Source organism: Nostoc flagelliforme FACHB-838, from assembly GCF_014698065.1.
Classification (GTDB): domain Bacteria; phylum Cyanobacteriota; class Cyanobacteriia; order Cyanobacteriales; family Nostocaceae; genus Nostoc; species Nostoc flagelliforme_B.
The window spans coordinates 138,842-163,191 of record NZ_JACJSI010000003.1 but is presented as its reverse complement, the minus strand read 5'-3'; the positions used below and the strand labels follow the sequence as shown (position 1 = coordinate 163,191).

The 24,350-nt window shown below is 40.6% G+C and carries 23 protein-coding genes, 1 tRNA gene and 1 pseudogene; 21 read left to right on the top strand and 4 right to left on the bottom strand.

Translation table 11 applies throughout. The features are described from left to right. Positions 1–53: 53 nt before the first annotated feature. Positions 54–1,142, top strand: coding sequence for a T3SS effector HopA1 family protein (locus tag H6G97_RS02840; RefSeq protein WP_190939203.1), 1,089 nt, complete (start codon positions 54–56; stop codon positions 1,140–1,142). A 78-nt stretch (positions 1,143–1,220) separates the two neighbouring features. Here H6G97_RS02840 and xth read toward each other — a convergent pair whose 3' ends face one another. Then, on the bottom strand, positions 1,221–2,003 hold the full coding sequence (xth, locus tag H6G97_RS02835) for an exodeoxyribonuclease III (protein ID WP_190939202.1): 783 nt from the start codon (positions 2,001–2,003) through the stop codon (positions 1,221–1,223). A gap of 459 nt (positions 2,004–2,462) precedes the next feature. On the opposite strand from xth, the pseudogene H6G97_RS02830 reads away from it, so the two are divergent. The 10 genes and pseudogenes from H6G97_RS02830 to H6G97_RS02785 all read left to right on the top strand — a co-directional run. Then, positions 2,463–2,605, top strand: a pseudogene (locus H6G97_RS02830) (glycosyltransferase family 4 protein); the annotation flags it as partial. A gap of 248 nt (positions 2,606–2,853) precedes the next feature. Further along, entirely contained in the window at positions 2,854–3,039 is a 186-nt protein-coding gene (locus tag H6G97_RS02825) for a hypothetical protein (RefSeq protein WP_190939201.1), read from the top strand. 358 nt (positions 3,040–3,397) lie between these two features. Beyond that, entirely contained in the window at positions 3,398–4,420 is a 1,023-nt protein-coding gene (locus H6G97_RS02820) for a zinc-dependent alcohol dehydrogenase (RefSeq protein WP_190939200.1), read from the top strand. Between the two features lie 484 nt (positions 4,421–4,904). Beyond that, entirely contained in the window at positions 4,905–6,143 is a 1,239-nt protein-coding gene (locus tag H6G97_RS02815; protein ID WP_190939199.1) for a glycoside hydrolase family 10-like protein, read from the top strand. Then, a complete protein-coding gene (locus tag H6G97_RS02810) occupies positions 6,143–6,700 on the top strand; it encodes a hypothetical protein (RefSeq protein ID WP_190939198.1) in 558 nt (185 codons plus the stop codon). Before H6G97_RS02815 ends, H6G97_RS02810 begins: the two co-directional genes overlap by 1 nt. Positions 6,701–7,053: 353 nt before the next feature. After that, on the top strand, positions 7,054–9,303 hold the full coding sequence (locus H6G97_RS02805) for a PAS domain-containing sensor histidine kinase (RefSeq protein ID WP_190939197.1): 2,250 nt from the start codon (positions 7,054–7,056) through the stop codon (positions 9,301–9,303). Positions 9,304–9,365: 62 nt separating this feature from the next. Then, a tRNA-Lys gene (locus H6G97_RS02800) sits at positions 9,366–9,437 on the top strand. Positions 9,438–9,775: 338 nt separating this feature from the next. Continuing rightward, positions 9,776–10,012 (top strand): hypothetical protein, encoded by a 237-nt coding sequence (locus H6G97_RS02795; RefSeq protein WP_190939196.1) that lies wholly within the window; start codon positions 9,776–9,778, stop codon positions 10,010–10,012. A 6-nt stretch (positions 10,013–10,018) separates the two neighbouring features. Then, positions 10,019–10,525, top strand: a complete 507-nt coding sequence (locus tag H6G97_RS02790) for a hypothetical protein (protein WP_190939195.1) — start codon at positions 10,019–10,021, stop codon at positions 10,523–10,525. A 232-nt stretch (positions 10,526–10,757) separates the two neighbouring features. Continuing rightward, on the top strand, positions 10,758–11,084 hold the full coding sequence (locus H6G97_RS02785; protein ID WP_190939194.1) for a DUF6464 family protein: 327 nt from the start codon (positions 10,758–10,760) through the stop codon (positions 11,082–11,084). Between the two features lie 99 nt (positions 11,085–11,183). On the opposite strand, the gene H6G97_RS02780 is transcribed toward H6G97_RS02785, so the two are convergent. After that, positions 11,184–12,200: a DUF8189 domain-containing protein gene (locus H6G97_RS02780; RefSeq protein WP_190939193.1), complete on the bottom strand. Its 1,017-nt coding sequence runs from the start codon at positions 12,198–12,200 to the stop codon at positions 11,184–11,186. A gap of 616 nt (positions 12,201–12,816) precedes the next feature. Here H6G97_RS02780 and H6G97_RS02775 point away from each other — a divergent pair. The 4 genes from H6G97_RS02775 to H6G97_RS02760 all read left to right on the top strand — a co-directional run bounded on the left by H6G97_RS02775 (position 12,817) and on the right by H6G97_RS02760 (position 16,960). Further along, positions 12,817–14,067 carry an ABC transporter substrate-binding protein gene (locus tag H6G97_RS02775; RefSeq protein ID WP_190939192.1) on the top strand — a complete coding sequence of 417 codons (1,251 nt, stop codon included), beginning with the start codon at positions 12,817–12,819 and terminating at the stop codon, positions 14,065–14,067. A 7-nt stretch (positions 14,068–14,074) separates the two neighbouring features. Further along, positions 14,075–15,025, top strand: a complete 951-nt coding sequence (locus H6G97_RS02770; protein ID WP_190939191.1) for a branched-chain amino acid ABC transporter permease — start codon at positions 14,075–14,077, stop codon at positions 15,023–15,025. 144 nt (positions 15,026–15,169) lie between these two features. Further along, positions 15,170–16,114 (top strand): branched-chain amino acid ABC transporter permease, encoded by a 945-nt coding sequence (locus H6G97_RS02765; protein WP_190939190.1) that lies wholly within the window; start codon positions 15,170–15,172, stop codon positions 16,112–16,114. A gap of 54 nt (positions 16,115–16,168) precedes the next feature. Then, positions 16,169–16,960 carry an ABC transporter ATP-binding protein gene (locus H6G97_RS02760; protein WP_190939189.1) on the top strand — a complete coding sequence of 264 codons (792 nt, stop codon included), beginning with the start codon at positions 16,169–16,171 and terminating at the stop codon, positions 16,958–16,960. Between the two features lie 2 nt (positions 16,961–16,962). Here H6G97_RS02760 and H6G97_RS02755 read toward each other — a convergent pair whose 3' ends face one another. Continuing rightward, complete coding sequence (locus H6G97_RS02755; protein WP_190939188.1) at positions 16,963–17,802, bottom strand: DUF4351 domain-containing protein; 840 nt, start codon at positions 17,800–17,802, stop codon at positions 16,963–16,965. 180 nt (positions 17,803–17,982) lie between these two features. On the opposite strand from H6G97_RS02755, the gene H6G97_RS02750 reads away from it, so the two are divergent. The 6 genes from H6G97_RS02750 (at position 17,983) to H6G97_RS02725 (ending at position 23,775) form a co-directional block, all read left to right on the top strand. Then, entirely contained in the window at positions 17,983–18,714 is a 732-nt protein-coding gene (locus H6G97_RS02750) for an ABC transporter ATP-binding protein (RefSeq protein WP_190939187.1), read from the top strand. 30 nt (positions 18,715–18,744) lie between these two features. Next, positions 18,745–19,308, top strand: a complete 564-nt coding sequence (locus H6G97_RS02745; protein WP_190939186.1) for a Uma2 family endonuclease — start codon at positions 18,745–18,747, stop codon at positions 19,306–19,308. Positions 19,309–19,565: 257 nt separating this feature from the next. After that, positions 19,566–20,213 (top strand): histidine phosphatase family protein, encoded by a 648-nt coding sequence (locus tag H6G97_RS02740; RefSeq protein ID WP_190939185.1) that lies wholly within the window; start codon positions 19,566–19,568, stop codon positions 20,211–20,213. Between the two features lie 83 nt (positions 20,214–20,296). Then, positions 20,297–21,319, top strand: coding sequence for a glucokinase (locus H6G97_RS02735; RefSeq protein ID WP_190939184.1), 1,023 nt, complete (start codon positions 20,297–20,299; stop codon positions 21,317–21,319). A gap of 45 nt (positions 21,320–21,364) precedes the next feature. Further along, on the top strand, positions 21,365–21,967 hold the full coding sequence (locus tag H6G97_RS02730; RefSeq protein ID WP_190939183.1) for a hypothetical protein: 603 nt from the start codon (positions 21,365–21,367) through the stop codon (positions 21,965–21,967). Positions 21,968–22,467: 500 nt separating this feature from the next. Further along, positions 22,468–23,775 (top strand): glutamate-5-semialdehyde dehydrogenase, encoded by a 1,308-nt coding sequence (locus tag H6G97_RS02725; RefSeq protein ID WP_190939182.1) that lies wholly within the window; start codon positions 22,468–22,470, stop codon positions 23,773–23,775. 63 nt (positions 23,776–23,838) lie between these two features. On the opposite strand, the gene H6G97_RS02720 is transcribed toward H6G97_RS02725, so the two are convergent. Continuing rightward, on the bottom strand, positions 23,839–24,348 hold the full coding sequence (locus H6G97_RS02720) for a GNAT family N-acetyltransferase (RefSeq protein WP_190939181.1): 510 nt from the start codon (positions 24,346–24,348) through the stop codon (positions 23,839–23,841). Positions 24,349–24,350: the final 2 nt, after the last annotated feature.

The following is a 24,350-nucleotide window of genomic DNA, read 5'->3' as shown; positions in this document are numbered from 1 at the left end:
TAATTCTGACTCCTGAATTCTATTTTGTTAAAGTTTGATTTCTGAATGGATTAATGCTAAATTCCTCTGTCAATCAATCGCTAACTCCTCTATTTGATATTGCTAAAAATATCCAGATTGAGTCCAATTTTTGTATTTACCATCCCAACTATCAGCCCTTTGCTCTACCAACTAAAATAGCCGAGAGATTTCAGCACAATTCCCAAGATTTAAAACAGAAGTATCTCACTTTACTGCTGCGAAATTTTCTCTATGGAATCTATTACAATGGCTCTCTGCAAAGTACTTTAGCGGTAAATGCTGATAGTACTAATCACTCGCCAAAACATAATTTAGCAGATAATTCCATTTCGGAGATTGATTGGGACTTTTACGAGCAGTTACACGCCAGTAATCACGGCATAGGTTACTTTGACCCTCGATGGGAGGTCTTGCGAAAAGAACCTGATGGAACTATGGCGGTGATTAAAGGCGGTTTAACACTTTATGTTGAGCCAGAGTGCCATTTAAAATCCAGCAAGAAATCTACCAAAGTCGGTGATATGGTAGCAATCTGGATGCCCAAAAATAGACTGCAAAATGGCTGTTATTTGGCAGTTAGTAATGTCGGACAGGAAAAGCAGAGTAACCCAGACGCTGATTTGGGAGCAGGGCGAATCTACTTTAACTTTACGCCATCTGGTGCGATCGCTCTGATGGAAAGCTTGACACTGCAATTGAACGCAGCCTCAATTCCCTTTAATTTTCAGGTTCTCCACAACCCTTCTGTATACGGACGCTATGATTCGGGGCTACTGTACTTTGAACTCCCCGACTATTCAGCAATCCGCACAATCCTTCAGGCTGTTTATATAGAAAATCAATCCCATTTCCACCCCAAAATTCCTTTATTTACCAAATTTTTAGCACCAGGGTTAGGTTTAGCCGAAGAACCAACCCAAAAATTTGCGGCACAAGAAAGTTTTGGGATGAACCGTTGCCAAATCGTTGCTAATGCTTTGTTAGAAGCTTGGCAAAAAGGTAAGAATGCGATGGAGGAACGGATGGGGGTTATTGACCAACACTTTACCCGACATCTAATAGATTTGCAGCGTCCTTATCTCAATCCCAGTTCTGAGGATATATATAAGCCTTTAAATTGATGGAGAGTGGGAAGCCGGGAGCAGGGGAAAATTGCACCCTTCCCCCTTTCCCTTTGCCTCTTCTGCCCAATCGCCAATTTAAAATTCCACAATCACCGGTACATGGTCGCTGGGTTGGGTTAATTTTCTGGGTGCGGTATCGATGATGCAACTTTTAGCACGCTCATACAAAATAGGTGTGAGATAGTGATGGTCAATTCGCCAACCTAAGTTGCGACGGAAGGCAGCAGAGCGATAATCCCACCAGCTATAATTTCCGCCTTCTGTGGTGAATTTGCGAAAAGCATCGGCAAATCCCAGTTTCAGAATATCCCGTAAGGCTTGGCGCTCTGCTTCTGTTGCCATAATGTGATTTTCTGTACTCACTTGCTCATGAATATCTTTGTCTTCTAAGGCGATGTTGAAGTCGCCGCACACACAAATTGCCCGTTGTGACAGCACGAGCAATCGCAAATACTCGTGTAGCGCTGTCAACCAGCGTAGTTTGTAGTCGTATTTCTCAGTTCCTACCGCAGCACCATTAGGAACATATAAGTTTACAATCCGAACACCATCAATTACACCTGTAATCACACGCTTTTGCTCGTCCCACTCGTGGTGTAAATCTGGTAAAATCGCCCTAAACCCGCTACTGACATCTACGAGTGGCTGGCGGCTAATCAGGGCTACGCCGTTATAAGATTTTTGTCCTGATATATAAAGGTTATAGCCTAACTGCTCAAAAGGCGATCGCGGAAATTCAGCATCCACAACTTTGATTTCTTGCAAGCAGAGAACATCAACAGGATTCAGGGTTAACCAATCGATAACCTGTTCAAGGCGAGTGCGAATTGAGTTGACGTTCCAAGTAGCGATTTTCATTAGTTAATTATCAGAGTTTTTATAAATTACTAATTACAAATTATGTAATTATTATACAATTACTTAATATTTATAATTTCTGTTCCATTTGCCAATTACGTTTAAACAAAGCTTAAATGAATTGATCCCATTGAAGATTTTAGTATTTGCAGCTACAAAAAATTCAATTTTGTAAGTTCTGCTACAAAATATTTTACATCATTATGATCCCCAAGACAGATACAACAATTAATAGATTAGTGATAACTTATAAGTGTAGCTGATAGTTGGCTTTTGGCGATAGTCTGTTAGATTTGTCAGGAGAAAATTTGCGTTACTGTTAAACTTTATTGCGCTTTTATTAGCCTGTTAGGTTAATTTAAATCTCAAAACAGTAAGTACAAATACTCTTTACTCATAAAATAATTATGTAGCTCAATTATATTGAGGACAATTTCATAGACTGAACCAGAAAAACTTCTGAAAATAGCTTAAGTTGCCCCTTATGGGAAAGGGTTCCACCTCCTAATTATGGAGGAACAGAATTGGTAATAAGTCGCTTGACTGATGAACTTGTTCGTCGCGGTCATAAGGAAACTTTATTTGCCTTTGGCGATTTTCAAAAAAAGTTATGCAGAAATGGCAGCGATGATTCCACCATTTTTGGAACTTAATCGTCAAATCTGTCGAAAATATCTGGAAAACAAGTTTAGTGATCGCTAAATTGTCAACGGATATGAACCTATTTACAGACAAATTATTAAAGACCGCATAAAATCGAATGGTCGCATTTATGCAGCTAACATCGAGTTTTAATCAACTGCTTTTTTACTTAGCTTAAAACAATAATTTTTTTAAGGAGGACATTGGTATGAGTACGAGAGCCAACACTTGCCCATGCTGCGGTGGTTCCCTCCTGCGTCATGCCCGTCATGGTGAACTATATTGGTTCTGCCTGTCGTGCCGATTAGAAGTACCGCTATTAACTGCTACTCGCTTGCCGAATGTGGATACCCGGAACACCGGGGTGCTTCCCCAGCCAGCGGTGAATACCTAGTTTTTTGACATAATATAAAACCTATTGAAGAAGAATTCAGAAGTCAGAATTCAGGAGTCAGAAAAAATCAGTCGGGGATTCAGATCGGCGCAGGTATTGTTGACCACCAAATCGTAGATTTGGTGGGGGTCTTAAACCCAGTTATTCAGACGCGACGCTCGCAGACTCGCTACCGCTACGCTATCGTGGACTCGCTAACGCTGCGCTATCCGTCAGTTATACAGAATCCATTCTGAATTCTGACTCCTGACTCCTGAATTCTGTTCGATAAAAATCAATACTGATTTAATTTAGACCTATCAATTAGCTCCAACTGATAAAATCGGATGGAGCTAATTTAATTGATAGGTTTAAAGTTTTGTTAGCAGCGTTACTTCATGGACAAGAAGATTTACGCCTAGAGGAAGTTCCTGACCCCACTCCGGCGGCTGGCGAAGTTGTGATCCAGGTGGGGGCAGCAACAACTTGTGGTACAGATTTGAAAGTCTGGCGGCGTGGTGGTCATGCCAGGATGCTGATACCGCCAACGCTGTTTGGTCACGAAGCTGCTGGGCAAATTGTTGCCTTAGGTGCAGGGGTGACAAATTGGCAAGTGGGCGATCGCGTTGTCGCTAATAATTCTGCTCCCTGTATGAAGTGCTTTTTTTGTCAACGGCAAGAATATTCATTATGTCCAAATTTGACCTGGAATAATGGAACTTTTGCGGAATACTTAAAAATTCCTGCACCGATAGTACAGCATAATTTGTTGCAGATTCCCAATGAGTTGCCGTGGGAATTGGCAGCGATGACGGAACCTCTAGCTTGTGTGTTGCATGGTGTAGCGCGTTCTAATATTAAGCCCAAAGATCAAGTAGTCGTCTTAGGAGATGGGGCGATCGGGCTGATGTTTGTGGCGGCGTTGAGTGAGAAAGCTGAGGTTTTGCTGTGGGGAGGTAATAACCACAGACTAGAAATTGGTCAGAAATTGGGTGCAACCCAGACCTTTAATTATCATCAAATTTCAGACATTCCCAGTGTGGTGAAAGAACTTACCCAAGGATGGGGCGCAGATGTGGTAATTGAAGCTACTGGTGTACCAAGCGTTTGGGAAACTGCGATCGCCTGCGCCCGTCCTGGTGCAACAGTGAACTTATTCGGTGGATGTCCACGCGATACCAGCATTACCGTCAACACAGAACAGCTACACTATAGCGAATTAACTATAAAAGGCGTGTTTCATAATACACCAGAGTATGTGCGATCGGCGCTTGCACTTATAGCAAGTCGCAAAAATCCCTTTGAGTTGCTTATTAGTGAACAGCGACCATTAAAAGATTTAGAACAGGTGTTTTCTCAGATGAAGGCGCGACAGGTAATCAAGGTGGCGATGATTCCTTAGAGGTTGTTTGAAAAGTGGTTGGCTGTGATTTTAGGCACTAACTGATCCCCCCTAGTCCCCCTTTTTAAGGGGGGAACCGGAATCAAAGTCCCCCTTTTTAAGGGAGATTTAGGAGGATCTAGAATGTTTTGTTACCGAGAAGAAAACTTTTCAAACATCCTCTTAGTATTTTGGTAACCAATTCACAACTTCTTGGATTACAATTACTTGAGATAACACCACAGGTTTAGGCTAAAGTAGTATAACTGTTTAAGTTAATTAAAAATAGCGATAATTGTCCGCTAAGGTACATTTATTAATTTACATATTGGCATAAAATTATCATTCATGTAAGAATTCAAAAGTCAAAATAATTCCAGAATTAGGATAATGTTTGATAAATAAATATACCAATCATTCTCGACTCCTTATAAATTCTGAGTTTTGACTTCTGGGTGTTGAATTCTTGCTTTTATATTCCGATCGCACTAGGTCACGCTTACAAATGAATCGGGTTGCTCGCCGTTATATTTTTTACTTGCTGTGTTTGGGATTAGTAATTGCTTTCACAGTTTTTTCACCCTCTTCATTGCCAGTCTATTCTCAAAAAATAAGACCTTTAACTACAGAAATTCGCGGCGTTTGGATCACTAATGTTGCTAGTGGTGTACTATTTGTTCCTTGGGGAATTAACCGTGCTGTAAATCAATTATCGGCTCTCAACTTTAATACAATTTATCCTGTAGTCTGGAACCGAGGGCATACTTTTTATAAAAGTGCTATAGCTAAAATGACTACAGGTTCGGATACTCAACCTTTGCTCAACTTCATGCACGGTGGACAGGATGTTTTAGCAAAGATAGTCACACTTGCTAAAAATAAAGATTTGCGAGTTATTCCCTGGTTTGAATATGGGTTCATGACACCGCATTATTCACAATTAGCAAGGCGTTATCCCGATTGGTTGACAATTGGGCAAGAAGGTATAAACTCTATTCAAGATGCTCCACCGGAAGAAATCGACAATGTTCTGGTGAATAAACAAGCTTGGTTGAATCCCTTACATCCACAAGTGCAAGAGTTCATGCAAGAGTTAATTTTAGAAGTAGTCAGAGATTACGATGTGGATGGGATTCAGCTTGACGACCATTTTGGGATGCCTGTACAGTTCGGTTACGATCGCTTCACTATAGAACTCTACCAGCAAGAACATCAAGGCAAAAGTCCTCCTACCGACCCTTTTAACTCAGAATGGATGCGTTGGCGGGCAGACAAAATTACTGATTTCATGGCAGAAATCTATCAAGCTGTCAAGGCAATTAAACCTAAAGTTAAAATATCTTTGTCTCCTAACTATCAAGCTTTTGCCTACAAATACTATTTGCAAGATTGGGAAAATTGGGTAAAAAAAGGTTTAGTTAGTGAGTTAATTTTGCAGGTATATCGAAATGATCAAAACTCTTTTATCGCTCAACTCGAACAACCACCTGTAAAATTGGCTCAAAGTCTAATTCCTGTAGGTATTGGTATATCTACAGGAACGGTAGGTAATCCGGTGAAAATTGCCCAAATTAGAGAACAGGTTAAAGCAGTGCGCGATCGCAATTTTGATGGCATCTCTTTTTTCTACTGGGAGAGTCTGTGGGGTTACATCGTACCAGAATCACCCCAACAGCGACGCAAAGGTTTTTTTGAGATGTTTAATGCTAAAACTGTCAGACTATTACAACCAAAGAAACTTTGATGTCATTCGCGCCTGAAAACCTTAGATTTGGCTTTACATTGCTGTGGACTTTAGCGACTTTTAGCGGATTTTTATTAAGTTTATTCTTAATTGAAGTCGGCGAAAAGCCAGATATTGGAGTGGTAGAGGCGGCTATAGGCGCATTTGCGATCGCACTTCCTCAAGGTTGCCTTCTCAAACAACCTATATTTTGTATCAGGTGGATTTTGTCAAGTCTTTTAGGTTGGAGTATAATCACTGCGATCGGTATTGGTGCTGTGGGTTGGATTGTACCTAGCACTCAGATTCTTCCCCTGAGAATCCTTTCAGGGGCTGTTTATGGTGGTCTTGGCGGCTTGGGGATTGGATTAGCACAATGGTTAGCAATTCCCCAGCCTGTAGCGTGGCGATGGATATTTGTCTCTGCGGTAAGTTGGGCTATTGCTGTCCCGGTGGGTTCTGCTGTGGGGATGATTTTACACGGCGTAACGCAGCTATTTTTAGGCGAAGTCATCGGATTAGCCGTCACTTGGCTACTGGTTGGCATCCTCACAGGAACCAATGCTGACAAATTGTGATGCCTGCGGCGGCTACGCCTACGCAAGTTCCCACTCCCAATATTAAGAATTATAAATTTAATTGATATATACTGATGTTTATACTTAGATATATGCAAGAATGCTGAAAAAGTCTTAAAAAAAAATTCAGTAAATTTGCCTTCACCTGCAAATGTATTTTCGCCTTCAAAAAGCAGGATTTGTTAAGCTGACTCCTATTAGCTTTCCTAGATTTCTGACAAGAAGTAGAGAAAGATCCAAATTTCGATGAGCAACAGCTGACAATACTTTGCCATAGGCGCTAAACATCTACTAAAAGCGTAATTACAAGAGAGCGCCTAGAAGACTCAGTAATACAAGAGTGGGACTCTCGCATGAATAAAAATCCAGTGGAATCAACTATGGAGTTGACAAAATTACCGCCACCGCAAATTCTCTTTGGCACAGAAGTAGATGAAAAAAGTAGTAGCGAACAGTTTCTACTAAGCATATACGATTCTTTGCAGGCATCAATATTTGTAGTTGATGTTTTGGAAGAAGGAGATTTTCGATATGTGGCACTTAATCCCACTCATGAACGGTGGATAGGCATTCGCTCAGATGATCTTCGGGGCAAAAAACCAGAAGATATTCTCTCCCCCATCGATGCTGCTAAGGTACGTCAACATTATGCTGACTGTGTAAGCTTTGGCACAACTATCTCTTACGAACAATGTTTGCAATTCCAGGGAATTCCCACTTGGTGGAGTACAACTCTTACGCCACTAAAGGATGCTAACTCCAAGATTTATCGAGTGATTGGTACTAGTAGTAATATCACTGCTGTTAAGCAAGCAGAACAACAGATCAGATTCCAGGCTGAACGGGAGCAACTGCTAAAAGCGATCGCTGGACGAATTCACCAATCTGTAGAATTAGAGACAATTCTACATCAGACAGCAATTGAACTGCGGCAGTTTTTGAATTGCGATCGCGTCTTCATTTATCGCTTTGAGGCTAATGGCAATGGAGTAATCATTGCCGAATCAACTATACCTGCAAGCGATCCCGTTCTGGGAAAAAACATCAGCGATCCCGGCTTGAGTGGCAAACATCCAGAACACTACGGAAGAAGTTTTATTCAAGTTATTGAAGATATTGATGCTCTCGACTTACATCCTTGCCATATAGATTTCCTGGCATCTTTGCAGACAAGAGCCAATTTAGTCGTGCCGATTTTCAAAGAGCAAAATATGTGGGGGCTATTGATTGCCCAGCATTGCCACCAAGGGCATCAATGGCAGCAAACGGAAACTGACTTGCTTAAACAGTTGGCAACTCAAATCGGCATTGCTATCCAACAGGCAGAACTTCACCAGCAGCTTCAGGATCTTAAAGCCAAGATAGAGTTACAGAAACAAAAGCATATTAATCAGTTGCAGCAGGTGCGAAACTTTGAAGCCTTGGTGCGACGCATGACAGAACAAATCCGCGACAGCCTGGATGAAACTCAGGTGTTGCAGACTGTTACCCAAGAATTAGCACAGTTGCTAAAGCTTGACCGTTGCCAAATCGAACTCTACAGCAATTGCCAAACTCTGGTTACTATTACCTACGAGTGCAGCGTTAACCTACCTCAAAGTCAAGGTCTGACTAGACAGATTGCCAACCGTCCCGAAATTTATCAACCGTTATTACAAAAACAACCATTGCAATTTTTGGAAATTGTCCCGGGATGGCAACCAAAATTGCTAGTTATGTCCCAGATGGCTTGTCCAATTTTCGATACTCAAGGGATTTTGGGAAATATTTGGTTAACAAGACCATCACAAGAAGCCTTTGATGAATTTGAAATCGAGCTAGTGCAGCAGGTAGCAAATGAATGTGCGATCGCCATTCGTCAAGCCCAGCTTTATAAACAAAACCAGGCACAGGTAAAAGAACTAGAAAAATGTGATCGGCTCAAAAACCAATTTCTCAGAAACCTGTCCCAAGAACTGCGGACACCGATAACAAGTATCAGCCTTGCAGTGCAAACACTTGAAAGTGTCCTCACGCCAGCAGAAATATCAGAGATAGAAATAGTTCCGCAACTCTTGCAGATTCTCCATAACGAGTGTGGGCGAGAAAGTAAGTTAATTAACGACCTCCTTACACTCACATATCTTGAAGCCGAACCCGCTGCCCCAACATTGATTGCCATTGACCTTCAAAGCTGGCTTCATCCCATTATCGAGTCTTTTCGAGACCTGACCAACTGCCAGCGACAGCAGTTAAATCTAACGGTTGATCATGCGCTGCCGCCTTTGGAAACAGATATTACTGATTTGGAGCGGATTGTCACCGAACTGCTTAACCATGCCTGCAAGTACACCCCAGCAGGCGAATCCATCACAGTCTCTGCTCACCTGACAGGGGATGCAGTAGAGCTTAATATTACCAATTCTGGAATAGAGCTTAACAGCAATGAACTGTCACGGATTTTTGAGCCTTTCTATCATCTTTCCAAACATGATCCTTGGAAACATAGTGGCACTGGACTGGAATTAGCATTAGTGCAGAAAATGGTCAGACATTTAGGCGGCTCAATCTATGTACAGAGTGCAGCAGGTCAAACCACCTTTACCGTCAAATTCTCCTTTTAATTCGTTTTTGGGTGTGGCACTAGCTAAATTCTCAAAAGTTGTGCTATGATTGTTTTTCGTGTGGGTGACTAGCTCAACGGTAGAGCAGTAGACTCTTAATCTATTGGTTGCGGGTTCGATTCCCTCGTCACCCACTTTCTAAGTATTTTCAAATGTACATTCACTAATTATTTGTCATTTTTAACTAAAATGTCATTTTTAACAGATTAATATCCTCTTTGAGTCGCTTGTTAGAGAAAGATGATCTTTTGATAGTTGAAGGTCATGCTAATCCTGATGAAATTGGGCGCTGTGCTATTCTACACGCCCAGATTGTCTTGATTGGCGTTTTCCTTCCAACCAATCATGGAGAATTTGCACTTGTCTAAGTGGGACATAACGTTTACGATTTAATCGTTTTTTGTTGATTAACAAATAATTATAAAGGTGCATTATGTTACTAATGCACCTTTATAATTAATTTCTGTGCGTTATGCGATCGCTCAGAGACTTACAGTTAAAAAAAGATCCCATTCCTGCGGGCGGTTACGCCAAGAGCAAAGCCCCCACTCAACGACTTTTAGCGATGCCTACGGCAGCAGGCTACGAAGGATTGCATCAAGCACAATCGCCTGTCCCATACCAAGACCTTCACTCTTCAATAACCTTCTTAGTACAAAAGTACTATATTGCTGTTAAAATGCCTTACAAGTTAGCTAGCCTTACTTGAGGTAGTATGAAAAACATCCAAGACACGAACAAAAAGCCTATTTTACTGAAAGTTTCGCTGTTGCAGCCTACATCTGTAAGCGCTGCTATAGTGCCACTGCGTCCCCAAAAGGAAAAAACCATTAGTGAACAGGAGCGTTTGAACGCACAAGTCGAACGCATCAATCAGATGGCAAGAGAGTTAGAGGCAGCGATATTAGAGTTGAAAGCGATCGCTAACACGTTGAATACTCAAAAACGTTACCCAGGTATCAATCAGGAGCCATGCAAAGAGATTTGTCAGTATTTTGCAGTTTGCGTTCCTTGGGTGAAACGAAAACCGGACGAATCATTTATTTTGACAACGCGAAGAATTGATTTATTCCGAGCCGAAAGGGAAGCCGCACTGTTAGCACAGCAACTTCGTCAGCAAACTAAAAAAAGATTAGTATCACAACAACAGAGAAAAAACGAGAGTCGCGCTAAGACTGACACAAAACATTCGTTAAAAAAGGTATTAGTCAACAAATCTTAAAATTATCAACATTAAACGGCATCTCACCCTTGAGGTTGTAACAGTTATGCTGATTGAAGTGGCAGAAAAAACTTCTTCCTCAAAATTGCTAGATACAATACTGCCATTGTCTCTTTGCTAGCAACTATGTTTGCAAAGAGGCACAGCTAGCTGCCCTAATATTTGCACTTCCGTAAAACCAGAGTGTAACATCAGGGACAATCAATCAGCGCACAAAAGAGGTAAAAAGAAGGTGTTAAAGACACTTTTAGTAATTGCCGTTGGTTTTTTACCGTCCCTAATTTCCCTGTGGGCGATCCGCAAAACCCATGCGCGATCGCGCTTACGGCTTAGACAAGCAGCGATGAATTTTCCACCAGTACAGAGACAGCAAAACCTTAGACCGGTTGAAAGCGATCGCTATTATTTGGAAGGGGTGGGTTATCTGATTGGCGATATCAGCTGCAAATTTAATGCCCGATCTGGCTACATGCGTTGTGCTGTCAATCCTGAAGGCCCATGTAACGGTTGCCGTCACTATGAACCTAAAGAATTAGCTGGTAGTGAAAAAGGGTCTTAATAAGGGACTTGCAAAAAATAAATTATCCCATAATTATTTCTATATTTATAGGGGCGCAAAGACTTGCGCCCCTAAGACTCTAGGACTGAAAATTCCTAACTATGGGCCAGTATTAACAAAAAGTGCATTATTGGTTCCGAGACCGGCACAGATAGCCTGACTTGTACCTAAGCGAGTACAACTAGGATCTGAGGTGTATATACCTCCCAGATTCTGATAACCACTCCAGGAACTGCCATTAAACCGATTCACATAAAGTGCATTATCAGTTCCTAGACCCGCACAGATAGCCTGACTTGTACCGAAAGAAGCACAACTAGGGTTTGAGGTGACTATACCTCCCAGACTCTGATACCCACTCCAAGAACTGCCATTAAACCGATTCACAAACAGTGCATTATCGGTTCCTCGGACGGTACAGATAGCCTCACTTGTACCTAAGCGAGTACAGCTAGGATCTGAGGTGGCTATACCTCCCAGATTCTGATAACCACTCCAAGAACTGCCATTAAACCGATTCACAAAAAGTGCATTATTGGTTCCTAGACCTGCACAGATAGCCTGATTTGTACCGAAAGAAGTACAACTAGGGTTTGAGGTGATTATACCTCCGAGACTCTGATACCCACTCCAAGAACTGCCATTAAACCGATTCACAAAAAGTGCATTATCGGTTCCTCGGACGGCACAAATAGCCTGATTTGTACCTAAGGAAGTACAACTAGGATCTGAGGTAGCTATACCTCCCAGATTCTGATACCCACTCCAAGAACTGCCATTAAATCGATTCACATAAAGTGCATTATCAGTTCCTAGACCCGCACAGATAGCCTGATTTGTACCTAAAGAAGCACAACTAGGGTTTGAGGTGATTATACCTCCCAGACTCTGATACCCACTCCAAGAACTGCCATTAAACCGATTCACAAAAAGTGCATTATCGGTTCCTCGAACGGCACAGATAACCTGATTTGTACCTAAGGAAGTACAACTAGGATTTGAGGTGGCTATACCTCCCAGACTCTGAGGCCCATTCCAAACGGCAAGAACTGGTTGGCTTACCAGGGATAAAATCACCGATGTTGTGCCTGCTAAAATTGAAAATTTCCTTTTCATAAAATCTAATGTCTTCCTCCTTAATACCAGTCTGTGTTTGGTTGGAAAAAGTTAGACAAATGTAAAGTTTTATTCCTGAGTTTTTCATTCAGTTTGAGTGATATTGAACGATGAAATCACTCACATATTTGGAATCAGTTTCAGCTCTAGAGTTACGGAAAACAGTTACAAAGCTTTACAATGTCTAGTTAAAACTCACAATTTTCGTGTGATATATTTGCTATTCTCAGCTGTTACATCAACACTAATTAAATTAAACTATATCAAAGTAAGTTTTAGGTAAAAGTTTGTTTATATTCACAATTTAAATCTGGACAAACATTAACGTAGTTGAATACTCGTTGCTAATCGGCTGATGAGTTGAGATACCTAAGTTAGACTAGAACATTTGACACCTGACAGCGCTTACGCTTAACGATTCCCAAGTTTTACCTGGAAATGATAAAATCATTGCTAATTATAATAATTGTGTATTTATAAAGACTTTGAATATTTGTCTTTGCATGGTGAAATAAGAATGATTTAATAGAATTCGGGCAAAGGTATGAATCTGCGTCATTTTGTTTGCAGATGGATGCGTATGCCGACTATCTGATAACTACATGACTATCTAACGATGAACAACGCGATCGCTCGGACAACAGCATTATTATCAACTTGCACTTTGCTACTAACAGGTTGTGGTGGTGGCACTAGCACAGTGACAACTTCTCCAACTAATAGTCCAGATAGCACTGCAACCAATACCACAGCAACAACGGGTACACTGTCAAGTGCTATTCCCATAGGTATTGCTGTTGCCCAAACTAGTAACGTGGCATTACTAGGTCAAGAGCAAGTCGCTGGAGCTAAACTTGCTGAAAAGTATTTTAATAATAAAGGTGGTGTTAATGGCACACCCATTAAATTGGTATTTCAAGATACTAGCGGTGATGAAGCAGGGGCAATTAACGCTTTTCAAACTTTAATTAACAAAGATAAAGTTATTGGTATTGTCGGCCCGACTTTATCACAGCAAGCCTTCAGTGCTGCTCCCGTTGCCGAACGTGCCAAAGTACCAATTATTGGCCCATCAAATACTGCTAAAAATATTCCGGAAATTGGTGATTACGTTGCTCGTGTTTCTGCACCAGTTTCTGTTGTTGCACCCAATTCGGTGAAAGCTGCACTTAAACAGAACCCGCAACTTAAAAAAGTCGCAGTTTTCTACGCTCAAAATGATGCATTTAGCAAGTCAGAAACAGAAATATTTCAGCAAACAGTTAAGGATCAAGGGCTGGAATTGGTAACAGTACAAAAGTTCCAAACCAGTGATACAGATTTTCAAAGCCAAGCTACCAATGCGATTAATTTAAAGCCAGATTTAGTAATTATTTCCGGCTTGGCTGCTGATGGTGGTAATTTAGTCCGACAATTGCGGGAACTTGGTTATAAAGGCTTAATTGTGGGTGGAAATGGTTTAAATACATCAAATTTATTGTCAGTTTGTAAAGCACTTTGTGATGGCGTATTGATTGCTCAAGCTTACAGTCCAGAACATCCAAGCGAAATTAACGCTGCCTTTCGTAAAGCTTATATTGACGAATATAAAAAAGAACCACCACAATTTAGCGCTCAAGCTTTTGCAGCAGTCCAGGTTTATGTTGAAGCACTCCAATCTTTAGATAAAAACAGCAAAGTCAACAAATTACAGCTACCAGAATTACGGACGCAGTTAAACAAACAGATACTTGGAGGAACATACAATACACCGTTGGGCGAAATTGGTTTTACTCCCATAGGCGAAGTTGTACAAAAAGATTTTTATGTAGCCCAAATAAAGATGCAAAACGACGGAAGTCAAGGTAAATTCACATTTTTAAAATAGTTGCTACATGAATATAAATCTATTTTTGCAGCAATTATTAAATGGGTTATCCATTGGTAGCGTCTATGCAATTTTTGCCTTAGGTTATACCTTGGTTTATTCTATTTTGGGCATTATTAATTTAGCTCATGGCGCGATTTTTACCTTGGGTGCATATTTCACTTATGCACTTATGGGTGGGAACTTTGGATTTAATGGCTTGTTGGCTAATGCAGCCCTACCGATAAAATTACCTTTTGCTATATCTTTGATTTTAGGAAGCATCTTGGCGGGATTGGTAGGGGTTGTGATGGAACGCGTTGCTTTTCAACCTCTACGCCGTCAAGGATCTGATCCTTTACTAACTGTTGTTTCCAGTTTAGGGGTAGCAGTAGTAATTGTGAATTTAATCCAGTATTTAGTAGGCGCAGAAAGTTACACATACCCTGCAAATACTTATGGCAATTTGCCACCTGCGATTAACTTCGGTAGTCAAGAAAATCCAATTCCGATCCGCAGCGTTCAGGTGGTAATTTTTACTGTATCAGTAGTGATTGTGGCTATTCTTACCTATTTTATCAATCGGACTAAATATGGTAAGGCAATGCAAGCGATCGCAGAAGATCCAACTACAGCTAGTTTGTTAGGAATTAATAGCGATCGCTTTATAATTTTAACATTCTTCATCAGCAGTTTTTTAGCAGGATTAGCAGGAACTTTAGTCGCCTCTAGTGTTAGTATTGCAGGGCCATATTTCGGCATTGCTTTTGGTTTGCGGGGTTTAGCGGTAATTGTCTTAGGTGGTTTAGGTAGTATTCCTGGTGCGGTAGTGGGAGGCTTGGTAATTGGATTAGTGGAGGCATTTGTACCCACCGAATACTCTGGATATAAAGACGCAGTAGCCTTTGGAATTTTGTTTATGATGCTATTAGTTAGACCCCAAGGTTTGCTAGGACGACGGTTTATTCAGAAGGTTTAAAGAAACGTAGCCAGATGAAAACATACACTAAGTAAAAACTAACTTTTGAGCAATTTTTGGAAGAGTTGACAGCAGAGCAAATGTTAACAGCTTAGTAGTTGATAAAAGTGATAGTTTGATTAAGCTTAATCACAATGTATTAAAATGACTGACTTTTTTGCTACTTACGGTTCTCTAATTGTTTCTATGGTATTGGGGGCGCTACTAGGGTTATCGCTTTACTTACCGCTAATGACAGGGCAATTGTCTTTAGCTAGTCCAGGCTTTTATGCTTTAGGTGGGTATATTGCCGCAATTTTATCTACAACAATCTTAACCTCTAGCAATAGTTTATTTCCCATTCCATTGTTGTTATTGGAAATGTTAGTTGCTGGAATAATTTGTGGTTTATTAGGTGTATTGGTGGGAATCCCAGCATTAAGATTGCGAGGAATCTATTTAGCGATCGCAACTATCGCTTTTGTAGAAGTTCTGCGCGTCATCTCCCTCAATCTAGACATTACAGGCGGTGCTGTCGGAATTTTTGGTATTCCTCAACCTTTCCAAACACAACTTGAATATTTATGGATTGCTTTGCCATTACTATTAATTAGTATGGTGTTACTTTACCGTTTAGAACGCATCCGCGTAGGAAGGGCTTTTATCGCTATCCGCGAAGATGAATTAGCTGCGGGTGCAATGGGAATTGATCCAACTTATTACAAAGTTTTAGCCTTTACTTTAGGGGCTATACTTGCAGGGATGGTAGGTGCAATTAGCGCCCACTTCCTTAATACCTGGAATGCTCGTCAAGGTACTTTTGATAGCAGTATTATATATTTAACTTTTGTTTTAATTGGTGGTTCGAGAAGTTTTTTAGGGCCGGTAGTTGGAGGTATGGTGTTTACAGCCTTACCAGAAATTCTGCGAAGCCTTGCTGATACTGGTGGTTTACCTAGTTGGCTAGCACAGTTTTTGCGCGATGGGAGATTAATTATTTTTGGCTTACTAATAGTAATAGGTACAATCTTTTTTCCCCAAGGGCTAATTACTCCAGATATTTTTCAGAGGAAAAAACGAACCGCCAAGCACGCAAAGGGCGCGAAGTAAGAAAAGTTTTAGAGAGTTATTGCATGGTTCATATATTCATAATAATATGCAAAAATGTTACATAGTATTTCACAAACTAACAGCAGTATTGTCTTAGAAGCAAGAGCATTGACTCGCCGCTTTGGTGGTTTAGTGGCGGTAAATAATGTATCTTTTAGTGTAAATAAACATGAGATTTTTGGACTGATTGGCCCTAATGGTGCTGGGAAAACAACACTGTTTAATTTAATTACTGCTTTCATTCCACCTTCTAGCGGTAAATTAATTTATCAAGGTGCAGAAGTTTCTCAACTGCGTCCCCATCGAATTGCTGCTTTAGGTATCGCCCGTACATTCCAAAATATCCGCTTGTTTGGGGAATTGTCGGCGTTAGAAAATGTGATAATCGCCCGACATTTACACACTAAAAGTAATATGATTACAGGTGTTTTAGGATTACCACCAGCGCCTAGTGAAGAATTAAAAACTAAGCAAAAAGCTTTAGATTTATTGGATTTGGTGGGATTGAGCGATCGCGCTGACGAAAAAGCTAAAAACTTTGCTTACGGCGATCAGCGTCGGCTAGAAATTGCCCGCGCTTTGGCATTACAACCGCAAATTTTACTCCTCGACGAACCGGCGGCGGGGATGAACCCCAATGAAAAGCAGCAATTGAGTGAATTTATCCGTAGCCTGCGCGATCGCTTCAATTTAACGATCATCCTCATAGAACACCATGTACCATTGGTTATGGGTTTGTGCGATCGCATTGCGGTGTTAGATTTTGGGCAATTAATTGCATTGGGTGAACCATCTATAGTTAGAAATGATCCGGCTGTAATTGAAGCTTATTTGGGAAATGAATGAATTTATGTAGACAAAATACTCACAAATTCTTCTAAAGAACTCACAGCGATCGCGCTATCCATTAAGCTTTCCAATTTTTCCACACTCTCGCCCTCAAACCTTACTTCCACTTCATGAGGAATTTCGCCAAAGCGTTGTTCCAATACGCGGATTAGCTGCCGTCGCGCACCCTGCTGAATACCTTTTTGCTCAATTTCCTGATACCAAGGCGATTCTCGCAATACTGCCATATCCCACCTCATGATTTGTTGCACTAAAGGCGTGTCTAACACAAAGCTAGCAAAAAATGCCAGCAATGATTCTAATTCGTTCAACTGTTCATCGGCTCGTAGCGCCTGTAATGCTCGTTGCACAACTGATACCTCTCCCCCTCCTCGCAGGATTGGCACAAAGGGTAATAAGGATGGTAGTGATTGCTCAAATACCACTTCAGCATCGATTTCCCACAAATTAATCACACGATAATCTTGGATGGCACGTAATCCCAAAAATTCCTGCTCGTAACTATTGACAATAGTTAAGGTGGATGAAGGCGGTAAAATGTTGATCAGTACTGGGTAAGTTGGCAATCGGTAGCGTTCTTGTGCCAAGGCAGCATAAGCTCTCATCCGTAGAGGCATCTGTGCCGTGTAACGCAACTGTAGTTCATTTAATACTAGAAAATCTCCGTGAGTAGCACTGTATGCTTTCACTAACACATCTGTTTCCCGGCTAATCCAATGAAACTCAGAGCCGAGAATTTCTTTTGCCACGACTTCAGGACGCTGTGTCACCCACTTTACCCAGGCATCGGGAGCTAAATTAATTAGTCGCTTGCTACCAATATCTGCTACTTTTGCCACAGAACATTTGATATCTTTATCAGTAATTAATAGTACATCATTAAAGATTGCAGTATTCTAGCGTTAGTTTTTAAATTGAAACAAAGTCTCAGACGGGCTATTCGCCCTCGCACTGTTTCAAGAAATGTATGATTGATGTATGTTAGGTTTTGAATTAACATTTCTGGATGTAAGCCGCCGATGAAATCCGATAGCAAACCAGAGTATACAATTTTAGAAGTTCAAGAACTTGATGTTAATTATGGCGGCATCCAAGCTTTAAAAAAGATTAATTTAATTATTAAAAAAGGCGAGGTAGTTACTCTAATTGGTGCTAATGGTGCGGGTAAAACTACTACACTCCGCGCTATATCTAAAGTAGTTAATCCTAAGAGTGGCGTAATTATCTATAATGGACATAATATTAACCGTCGCCAAACTCACGAAGTTGTACAACTTGGTATCGCCCATTGCCCTGAAGGACGCAGAGTATTAGCGCGGCAAACAGTATTGGATAATTTACTCTTGGGTGCTTATATTCGCTCCAATCAAGCAGAGATAAAAGCAGATATTCAGCGCCAATTTGAGCTATTTCCGCGTTTGTCACAAAGACGCAATCAACTAGCAGGAACCCTCAGTGGTGGTGAACAACAAATGTTAGCGATCGCTCGTGCTGTAATGAGTAAACCACAACTCTTACTCTTAGACGAGCCTAGCTTAGGTTTAGCACCTGCGATCGTCCGCGAAATCTTCTCAATTATTGAAAATCTCCGTGCTACAGGCGTGACTATTTTGTTAGTGGAACAAAACGCTAATCTTGCATTACAAATTGCCGACCGCGGTTATGTTCTAGAAGCCGGTTCTATTACCTTAACTGGTGGAGCATCAGAATTAATTAGTGATGAACGAGTTAAAAAGGCTTATTTAGGATAATTAATTAAATTAAATGGGAAGTACAATCAGATGGTAAAATCACCAACTAAACCCCTAACCTTAGAAGAGTTTTTGAAATTACCAGAAACAAAGCCTAGCTCAGAATACATCAACGGTCAAATTATCCAAAAGCCAATGCCTCAAGGAAAACATAGTAAATTACAGGGAAAGTTAGTCACAGGTATAAACGAGATAGTTGAAAGTCGAAAGATTGCTCTAGCTTTCCCAGAATTGCGGTGTACTTTTGGCGGACGCTCAATTGTACCTGATGTCGCTGTATTTGCTTGGGAACGAATTCCTTTAGATGAAAGTGGAGATGTGGCAAATGTTTTTCACACGCATCCAGACTGGACAATTGAGATTCTTTCACCTGATCAAAGCCAGACTAAAGTAACCGGAAATATTCTACATTGTTTAAAATATGGTAGTCGTTTAGGTTGGTTAATTGATCCAGGCGATCGTTCTGTTTTAGTCTATCCACCAAAGCAGCAGCCAGAACTTTTACAAGAAGAACAAGAAATATTACCAGTTCCCGATTTAGTCAGTGATCTACAATTAACTGTAGGGCAACTATTTGGATGGTTAAAATTATAAATAATAAAAGACGACATCAAGAGTATCAAAATGCTATTAAATCTCGAAAAACTTTGAATGAGCTAGTCGATATTGCTTTAGACACTTGGCTAAAAAGGCTTTAATAAAGCTACATTGACAGTACTTATAAATTTTCCTAATTATTCTTATTATTAAATATTATTACGATTTTTGTCATATATTAATATTTGCAGCCCTCGTTGCAGATATCTATATTTGTTTAGCGGCGAATTCTATTCACCGGAATCATTAAACTCATGAGTCAAATAGTCTGGATAGCAAGACACGCTAACCGCCTCGATTTCGTAAACCCTGATTGGTTTCTCACCGCCGAACGACGCTACGATCCACCTTTGTCTGATGATGGTATGGTGCAGGCACAGCAGTTAGCTAAACGATTAAAAGGAGAAAATATTGGCCATATTTTCGCTTCTCCTTTTCTGCGAACCGTACAAACGGCAAATGCAGTTGCAGAAATGCTCAAGTTACCGATTAAACTCGAAACAGGTTTGAGTGAATGGCTAAATCCAGTTTGGATGACAGAAGAACCTGAAAGACTCTCAACTAGAGCATTAGCAGAGTTATTCCCCAGGATTGACACCAGCTATACTTCGCGCATCGCCGCCAAATTTCCTGAAACTCACGAAAAAGTACGAGAACGTTCTGGGCAAACTGCGAGATGTTTAGCTACTGAGTTCTTCCCAGAGGATATCCTGCTAGTGGCACATGGTGCATCTGTGTTGGGCGCAGCAATGGGGCTAGTGGGGGAAATTGCCAAAATAGAAGTTAAGGCTTCTTTATGTTCTCTGGTAAAAGTGGTACGCCAAGATCCAGAATGGTTATTAGAACTAACGGGCGATACTTCCCATTTAACCCACATAGAAGAAGTTATTCGATTTGCTTAAACCTCTAATAGAGATTTGGGTTCATCGCTTCTGTTACTTTGGGTATATCCTACAAAAAAGTAATTAATTCACGAATAAGTTCTATGACTTTGTTACTAGCAGGAGACATCGGCGGTACGAAAACTATTCTGCGATTGGTTAAAACATCAGACTCATCAACACATACTATTTATCAGGAAAGTTACCACAGTGCTGATTTTCCCGATTTAGTACCAATTGTGCAACAGTTTTTGATGAAAGCCGATACACCAATACCAGAAAAGGCTTGTTTTGCGATCGCAGGCCCCATTGTCAAAAATACTGCCAAGCTAACCAATTTAGTCTGGTTCCTGGATACCGAACGTCTACAACAAGAATTAGGTATCCGGCATATTTCTTTAATTAATGACTTCGCCGCCATTGGCTACGGCATTTTAGGTTTACAAAAACAAGACTTGCATACCTTACAAGTTGGCAAACCTCAACCCGAAACCCCAATTGGAATTATTGGTGCTGGTACTGGCTTAGGGCAAGGATTTTTAATTAAGCAGGGAAACCACTATCAAGTCTTTCCCTCAGAAGGTGGACACGCTGACTTTGCCCCTCGGAATGAGATCGAGTTTCAACTCTTGAGATACCTGCTGGGTAAACATGATATCCAGCGCGTTTCTGTAGAACGCGTGGTTTCTGGAATGGGAATTGTGGCAATTTACCAATTTTTGCGCGATCGCAAATTCGCCGCCGAATCACCACACATTGCCCAAATCGTCAGAACTTGGGAACAAGAAGCGGGACAGGAAGAGAAAAGCGTCGATCCCGGTGCTGCCATTGGTACTGCTGCATTGCAAGGTAGCGATCGCCTTTCAGAACAAACTTTGCAATTATTTATAGAGGCTTATGGTGCAGAAGCTGGCAATCTCGCCCTGAAACTTCTACCTTATGGTGGTTTATACATCGCTGGTGGAATTGCGCCCAAAATCTTGCCCTTAATCCAAAACAGTGGTTTCTTATTAAACTTCACCCAAAAAGGTAGGATGCGCCGTCTCCTGGAAGAAATACCCGTGTATATTATCCTCAACCCCCAAGTGGGGCTAATAGGTGCTGCTTTATGTGCTGCTAGGTTATAACAGCTAGCATCATCAGTGAGATTAGCATCTCGAAAGGTAAAACTTATGACAGTTAAAAGTCTGTTGCCATTCATCGCCGCCACCTTTATCTGTGGTGGTTCTGTTCTGGTGGAAGCGCGTCAACCCAAACCTCCAAAGGCTGTTATTAAACCAACGGTTTCTCAACCCGTGCAGCCACAATGGAAGTTATACACCGCTCCAGATGGACGCTTTACTATTTTGATGCCGGGAAGCCCCAACAGAAATACCCAATATCAAAAAACTTATATGGGGGAAATTACCTTAGAAATATTTGTCGCTCAACCACCAAAACAGCAAGTAGCTTATGTAGTCGCTTACAATGATTTTCCTTATAGTTATGGTCAAATGACTGATCCCCAAGCTGTACTTAATAATGCACGGGATATGGCTTTAAAGACTACGAAAAGTAATTTAATTAGTCAAAGAAATATTCGTAGTTCCAATAATCATCCTGGCAAAGAAATTGAGTACATCAATTCTGGAGGGAAAATTACTAAAAGTAGAATGTATGTTGCTGAAGGCAGACTATATCAAGTAATGGCAATAACTACAAAAAAACAGCAGAAGACATTAGTTAAAACCATTAATGGATATTTAAATTCCTTCAATGTAGTTTTGAAAAAGTGAAATAACTAAAACCTCTACTAGATTAGCCTTGCGATTGATTGCAGGGCTAATAAGTAATTCAGAAGGCAGAAGGCAGAAGGGAACCCACGTACTAGTCTTACAGTAGTAATCTTTGTAGAGACGTTGCAATTGCTAGTCTCTACACCAAGATTTATACATCTAATCAGTAAAAATTTAAATAAGTAAAGTATAAATTATTTACTTAAGTAAAAGGCTAGAAAAACATACATTACTATGTCTCTCTAGCCTGGGGAACGCATAAATCATATTTAAGATTTACAAATAAAACCTGTAATAATACTTACAATATTTTTGGTGCTGTAAACTTAATGCCTTTTTGCCTGTGTTTGATATTCAGAGAATAAATGTTTTACACCCAGTCTAGCTTCACCCAATCAGAGTAATTGCTGATTACCCAAATGGTTCACCCGATTGGAGGAAGACGAATGATGAACATAACCTCAGATTGATAAGATGAGGAAAAGGTAAAGATTTGTACTATGACTACTTTTAACATTGCTTCTCCCCTAATTGCGATCGCAGGGCAAACCCGCCAAGCTGCCAGTAAGCTAGCGATTCTCTCCACTGAGGCAAAAAATCAGGCGATTGAAGCGATCGCCCAAGCTTTAGAATCAGCTAGAGATCAAATTTTACAAGCAAATATTGCTGATTGTGAAGCTGCTACTTCCGAAGGAATTCCTAAACCACTTTATAAACGCTTACAGTTGGATGAACATAAATTAAGAGACGCGATCGCTGGAGTAAGAGATGTTGGTAAACTAGCCGATCCAATTGGTAAAGTACAGATTCACCGCGAACTTGATACTGGCTTAATTCTCAAGCGGATTACTTGTCCTTTAGGCGTTTTGGGGATTATTTTTGAAGCACGTCCAGAGGCGGCGATTCAAATTGTCTCCTTGGCGATCAAATCGGGAAATGGTGTAATCCTCAAATGTGGAAAGGAAGCGGTGCGTTCTTGCGAAGCGATAGTTAAGGCAATTAAGCAAGGATTATCTCAAACTGCCGTTAACCCTGATGCGGTACAGTTGCTGACAACTAGAAAAGAAACTTTAGAACTTTTGAAATTAGATAAATATGTGGATTTAATTATTCCTAGAGGTTCTAATTCTTTTGTACGGTTTGTGCAAGAAAATACACGGATTCCTGTATTAGGCCACGCCGACGGGATTTGTCATCTTTATATAGATAAAGCGGCTGATATTTCTAAAGCAGTTCCGATTACCGTTGATGCCAAAGCCCAATATCCTGCTGTTTGTAATGCGATTGAAACTTTGCTAGTTCATCAATCAATTGCTACAGAGTTTTTACCAAAAGTTGCTGAGGCTTTGCAAGAACGTCATGTAGAATTAAGAGGTGATAAACGCACCTTAGAACTTTTGCCTAATATCGTAGCTGCAACAGAGCAAGACTGGGAAACAGAATACAGCGATTTTATTTTGTCGATAAAGATTGTAGATTCTTTAGAAGGTGCGATCGCGCATATTAACGAATATGGTTCTCGTCATACTGACGCGATTATTACTGAAGATTCAACATCTGTGGAAACTTTCTTTGGATTAGTAAATTCAGCTAATATATTTCACAATTGTTCTACCAGATTTGCTGATGGTTTCCGCTATGGTTTCGGTGCAGAAGTAGGGATTAGTACGCAACAAATGCCTCCCCGTGGCCCCGTTGGTTTAGAAGGATTAATCACATACAAATATCAAATGACTGGCGATGGTCATATTGTAGCTACTTACGCTGGGGCCAATGCTAAAGCTTTTACTCATCAAGATTTAGTGTAAGATATCATCAAAAGTATATGCTTTAGTAACGCTAGAAATACACCGGATAAATCGGTGTATTTTTTATGTCAATAGTTTATCTGAGTTGTAAAAAGTTTTAATTGGGCCATGCCATCGCTCATCATTTAAGAAAACCTCATTAAAAGCTCCATTAGTGTATTGACTAATTACCTTGCTCCAAAAAGCTTGTGCGCCTAAGTTCAAAGCAGTCTGGCGTACCTCCCAATTGCCGGGAAAGTGGTTGAAAATATGAGTAGCTACCTGTTCACCAATGCCCTTACTTCGATACTTCTTGAGGATAAAGAACTCAGCAATAGACATAGCATTGTTATCTTGATGAAGGCAGGTATGCTGATTAACAAGTACAAACCCTGCCAGTTTCTCATCAACTTTAACTAGAAATGGGTGTCGCTCAGGTTCTGTCCAATAGTAATCAAGATATCGATAGCCAAATAAGCCGCAGGCATCTACATCTTTAGCTTCTATCTCACTTAAATCATACTGGTATAGTTCCATTAAATTACCCAACACTGACTTCTGTTGTTGAGTAGCTTTTACCACTTCAATTTTCATAA

What these genes read in the sequence shown, in the direction of transcription:
- H6G97_RS02825 (WP_190939201.1), top strand. Translation starts at nt 2,854, where the DNA reads ATGAGTACGAGAGCCAACACTTGCCCATGCTGCGGTGGTTCCCTCCTG.
- xth (WP_190939202.1), bottom strand. Translation starts at nt 2,003, where the DNA reads ATGAAAATCGCTACTTGGAACGTCAACTCAATTCGCACTCGCCTTGAA.
- H6G97_RS02720 (WP_190939181.1), bottom strand. Translation starts at nt 24,348, where the DNA reads ATGAAAATTGAAGTGGTAAAAGCTACTCAACAACAGAAGTCAGTGTTG.
- H6G97_RS02765 (WP_190939190.1), top strand. Translation starts at nt 15,170, where the DNA reads ATGACTGACTTTTTTGCTACTTACGGTTCTCTAATTGTTTCTATGGTA.
- H6G97_RS02770 (WP_190939191.1), top strand. Translation starts at nt 14,075, where the DNA reads ATGAATATAAATCTATTTTTGCAGCAATTATTAAATGGGTTATCCATT.
- H6G97_RS02760 (WP_190939189.1), top strand. Translation starts at nt 16,169, where the DNA reads ATGTTACATAGTATTTCACAAACTAACAGCAGTATTGTCTTAGAAGCA.
- H6G97_RS02840 (WP_190939203.1), top strand. Translation starts at nt 54, where the DNA reads ATGCTAAATTCCTCTGTCAATCAATCGCTAACTCCTCTATTTGATATT.
- H6G97_RS02790 (WP_190939195.1), top strand. Translation starts at nt 10,019, where the DNA reads ATGAAAAACATCCAAGACACGAACAAAAAGCCTATTTTACTGAAAGTT.
- H6G97_RS02725 (WP_190939182.1), top strand. Translation starts at nt 22,468, where the DNA reads ATGACTACTTTTAACATTGCTTCTCCCCTAATTGCGATCGCAGGGCAA.
- H6G97_RS02795 (WP_190939196.1), top strand. Translation starts at nt 9,776, where the DNA reads ATGCGATCGCTCAGAGACTTACAGTTAAAAAAAGATCCCATTCCTGCG.
- H6G97_RS02805 (WP_190939197.1), top strand. Translation starts at nt 7,054, where the DNA reads ATGAATAAAAATCCAGTGGAATCAACTATGGAGTTGACAAAATTACCG.
- H6G97_RS02735 (WP_190939184.1), top strand. Translation starts at nt 20,297, where the DNA reads ATGACTTTGTTACTAGCAGGAGACATCGGCGGTACGAAAACTATTCTG.
- H6G97_RS02780 (WP_190939193.1), bottom strand. Translation starts at nt 12,200, where the DNA reads ATGAAAAGGAAATTTTCAATTTTAGCAGGCACAACATCGGTGATTTTA.
- H6G97_RS02730 (WP_190939183.1), top strand. Translation starts at nt 21,365, where the DNA reads ATGACAGTTAAAAGTCTGTTGCCATTCATCGCCGCCACCTTTATCTGT.
- H6G97_RS02775 (WP_190939192.1), top strand. Translation starts at nt 12,817, where the DNA reads ATGAACAACGCGATCGCTCGGACAACAGCATTATTATCAACTTGCACT.
- H6G97_RS02740 (WP_190939185.1), top strand. Translation starts at nt 19,566, where the DNA reads ATGAGTCAAATAGTCTGGATAGCAAGACACGCTAACCGCCTCGATTTC.
- H6G97_RS02815 (WP_190939199.1), top strand. Translation starts at nt 4,905, where the DNA reads ATGAATCGGGTTGCTCGCCGTTATATTTTTTACTTGCTGTGTTTGGGA.
- H6G97_RS02810 (WP_190939198.1), top strand. Translation starts at nt 6,143, where the DNA reads ATGTCATTCGCGCCTGAAAACCTTAGATTTGGCTTTACATTGCTGTGG.
- H6G97_RS02750 (WP_190939187.1), top strand. Translation starts at nt 17,983, where the DNA reads ATGAAATCCGATAGCAAACCAGAGTATACAATTTTAGAAGTTCAAGAA.
- H6G97_RS02745 (WP_190939186.1), top strand. Translation starts at nt 18,745, where the DNA reads ATGGTAAAATCACCAACTAAACCCCTAACCTTAGAAGAGTTTTTGAAA.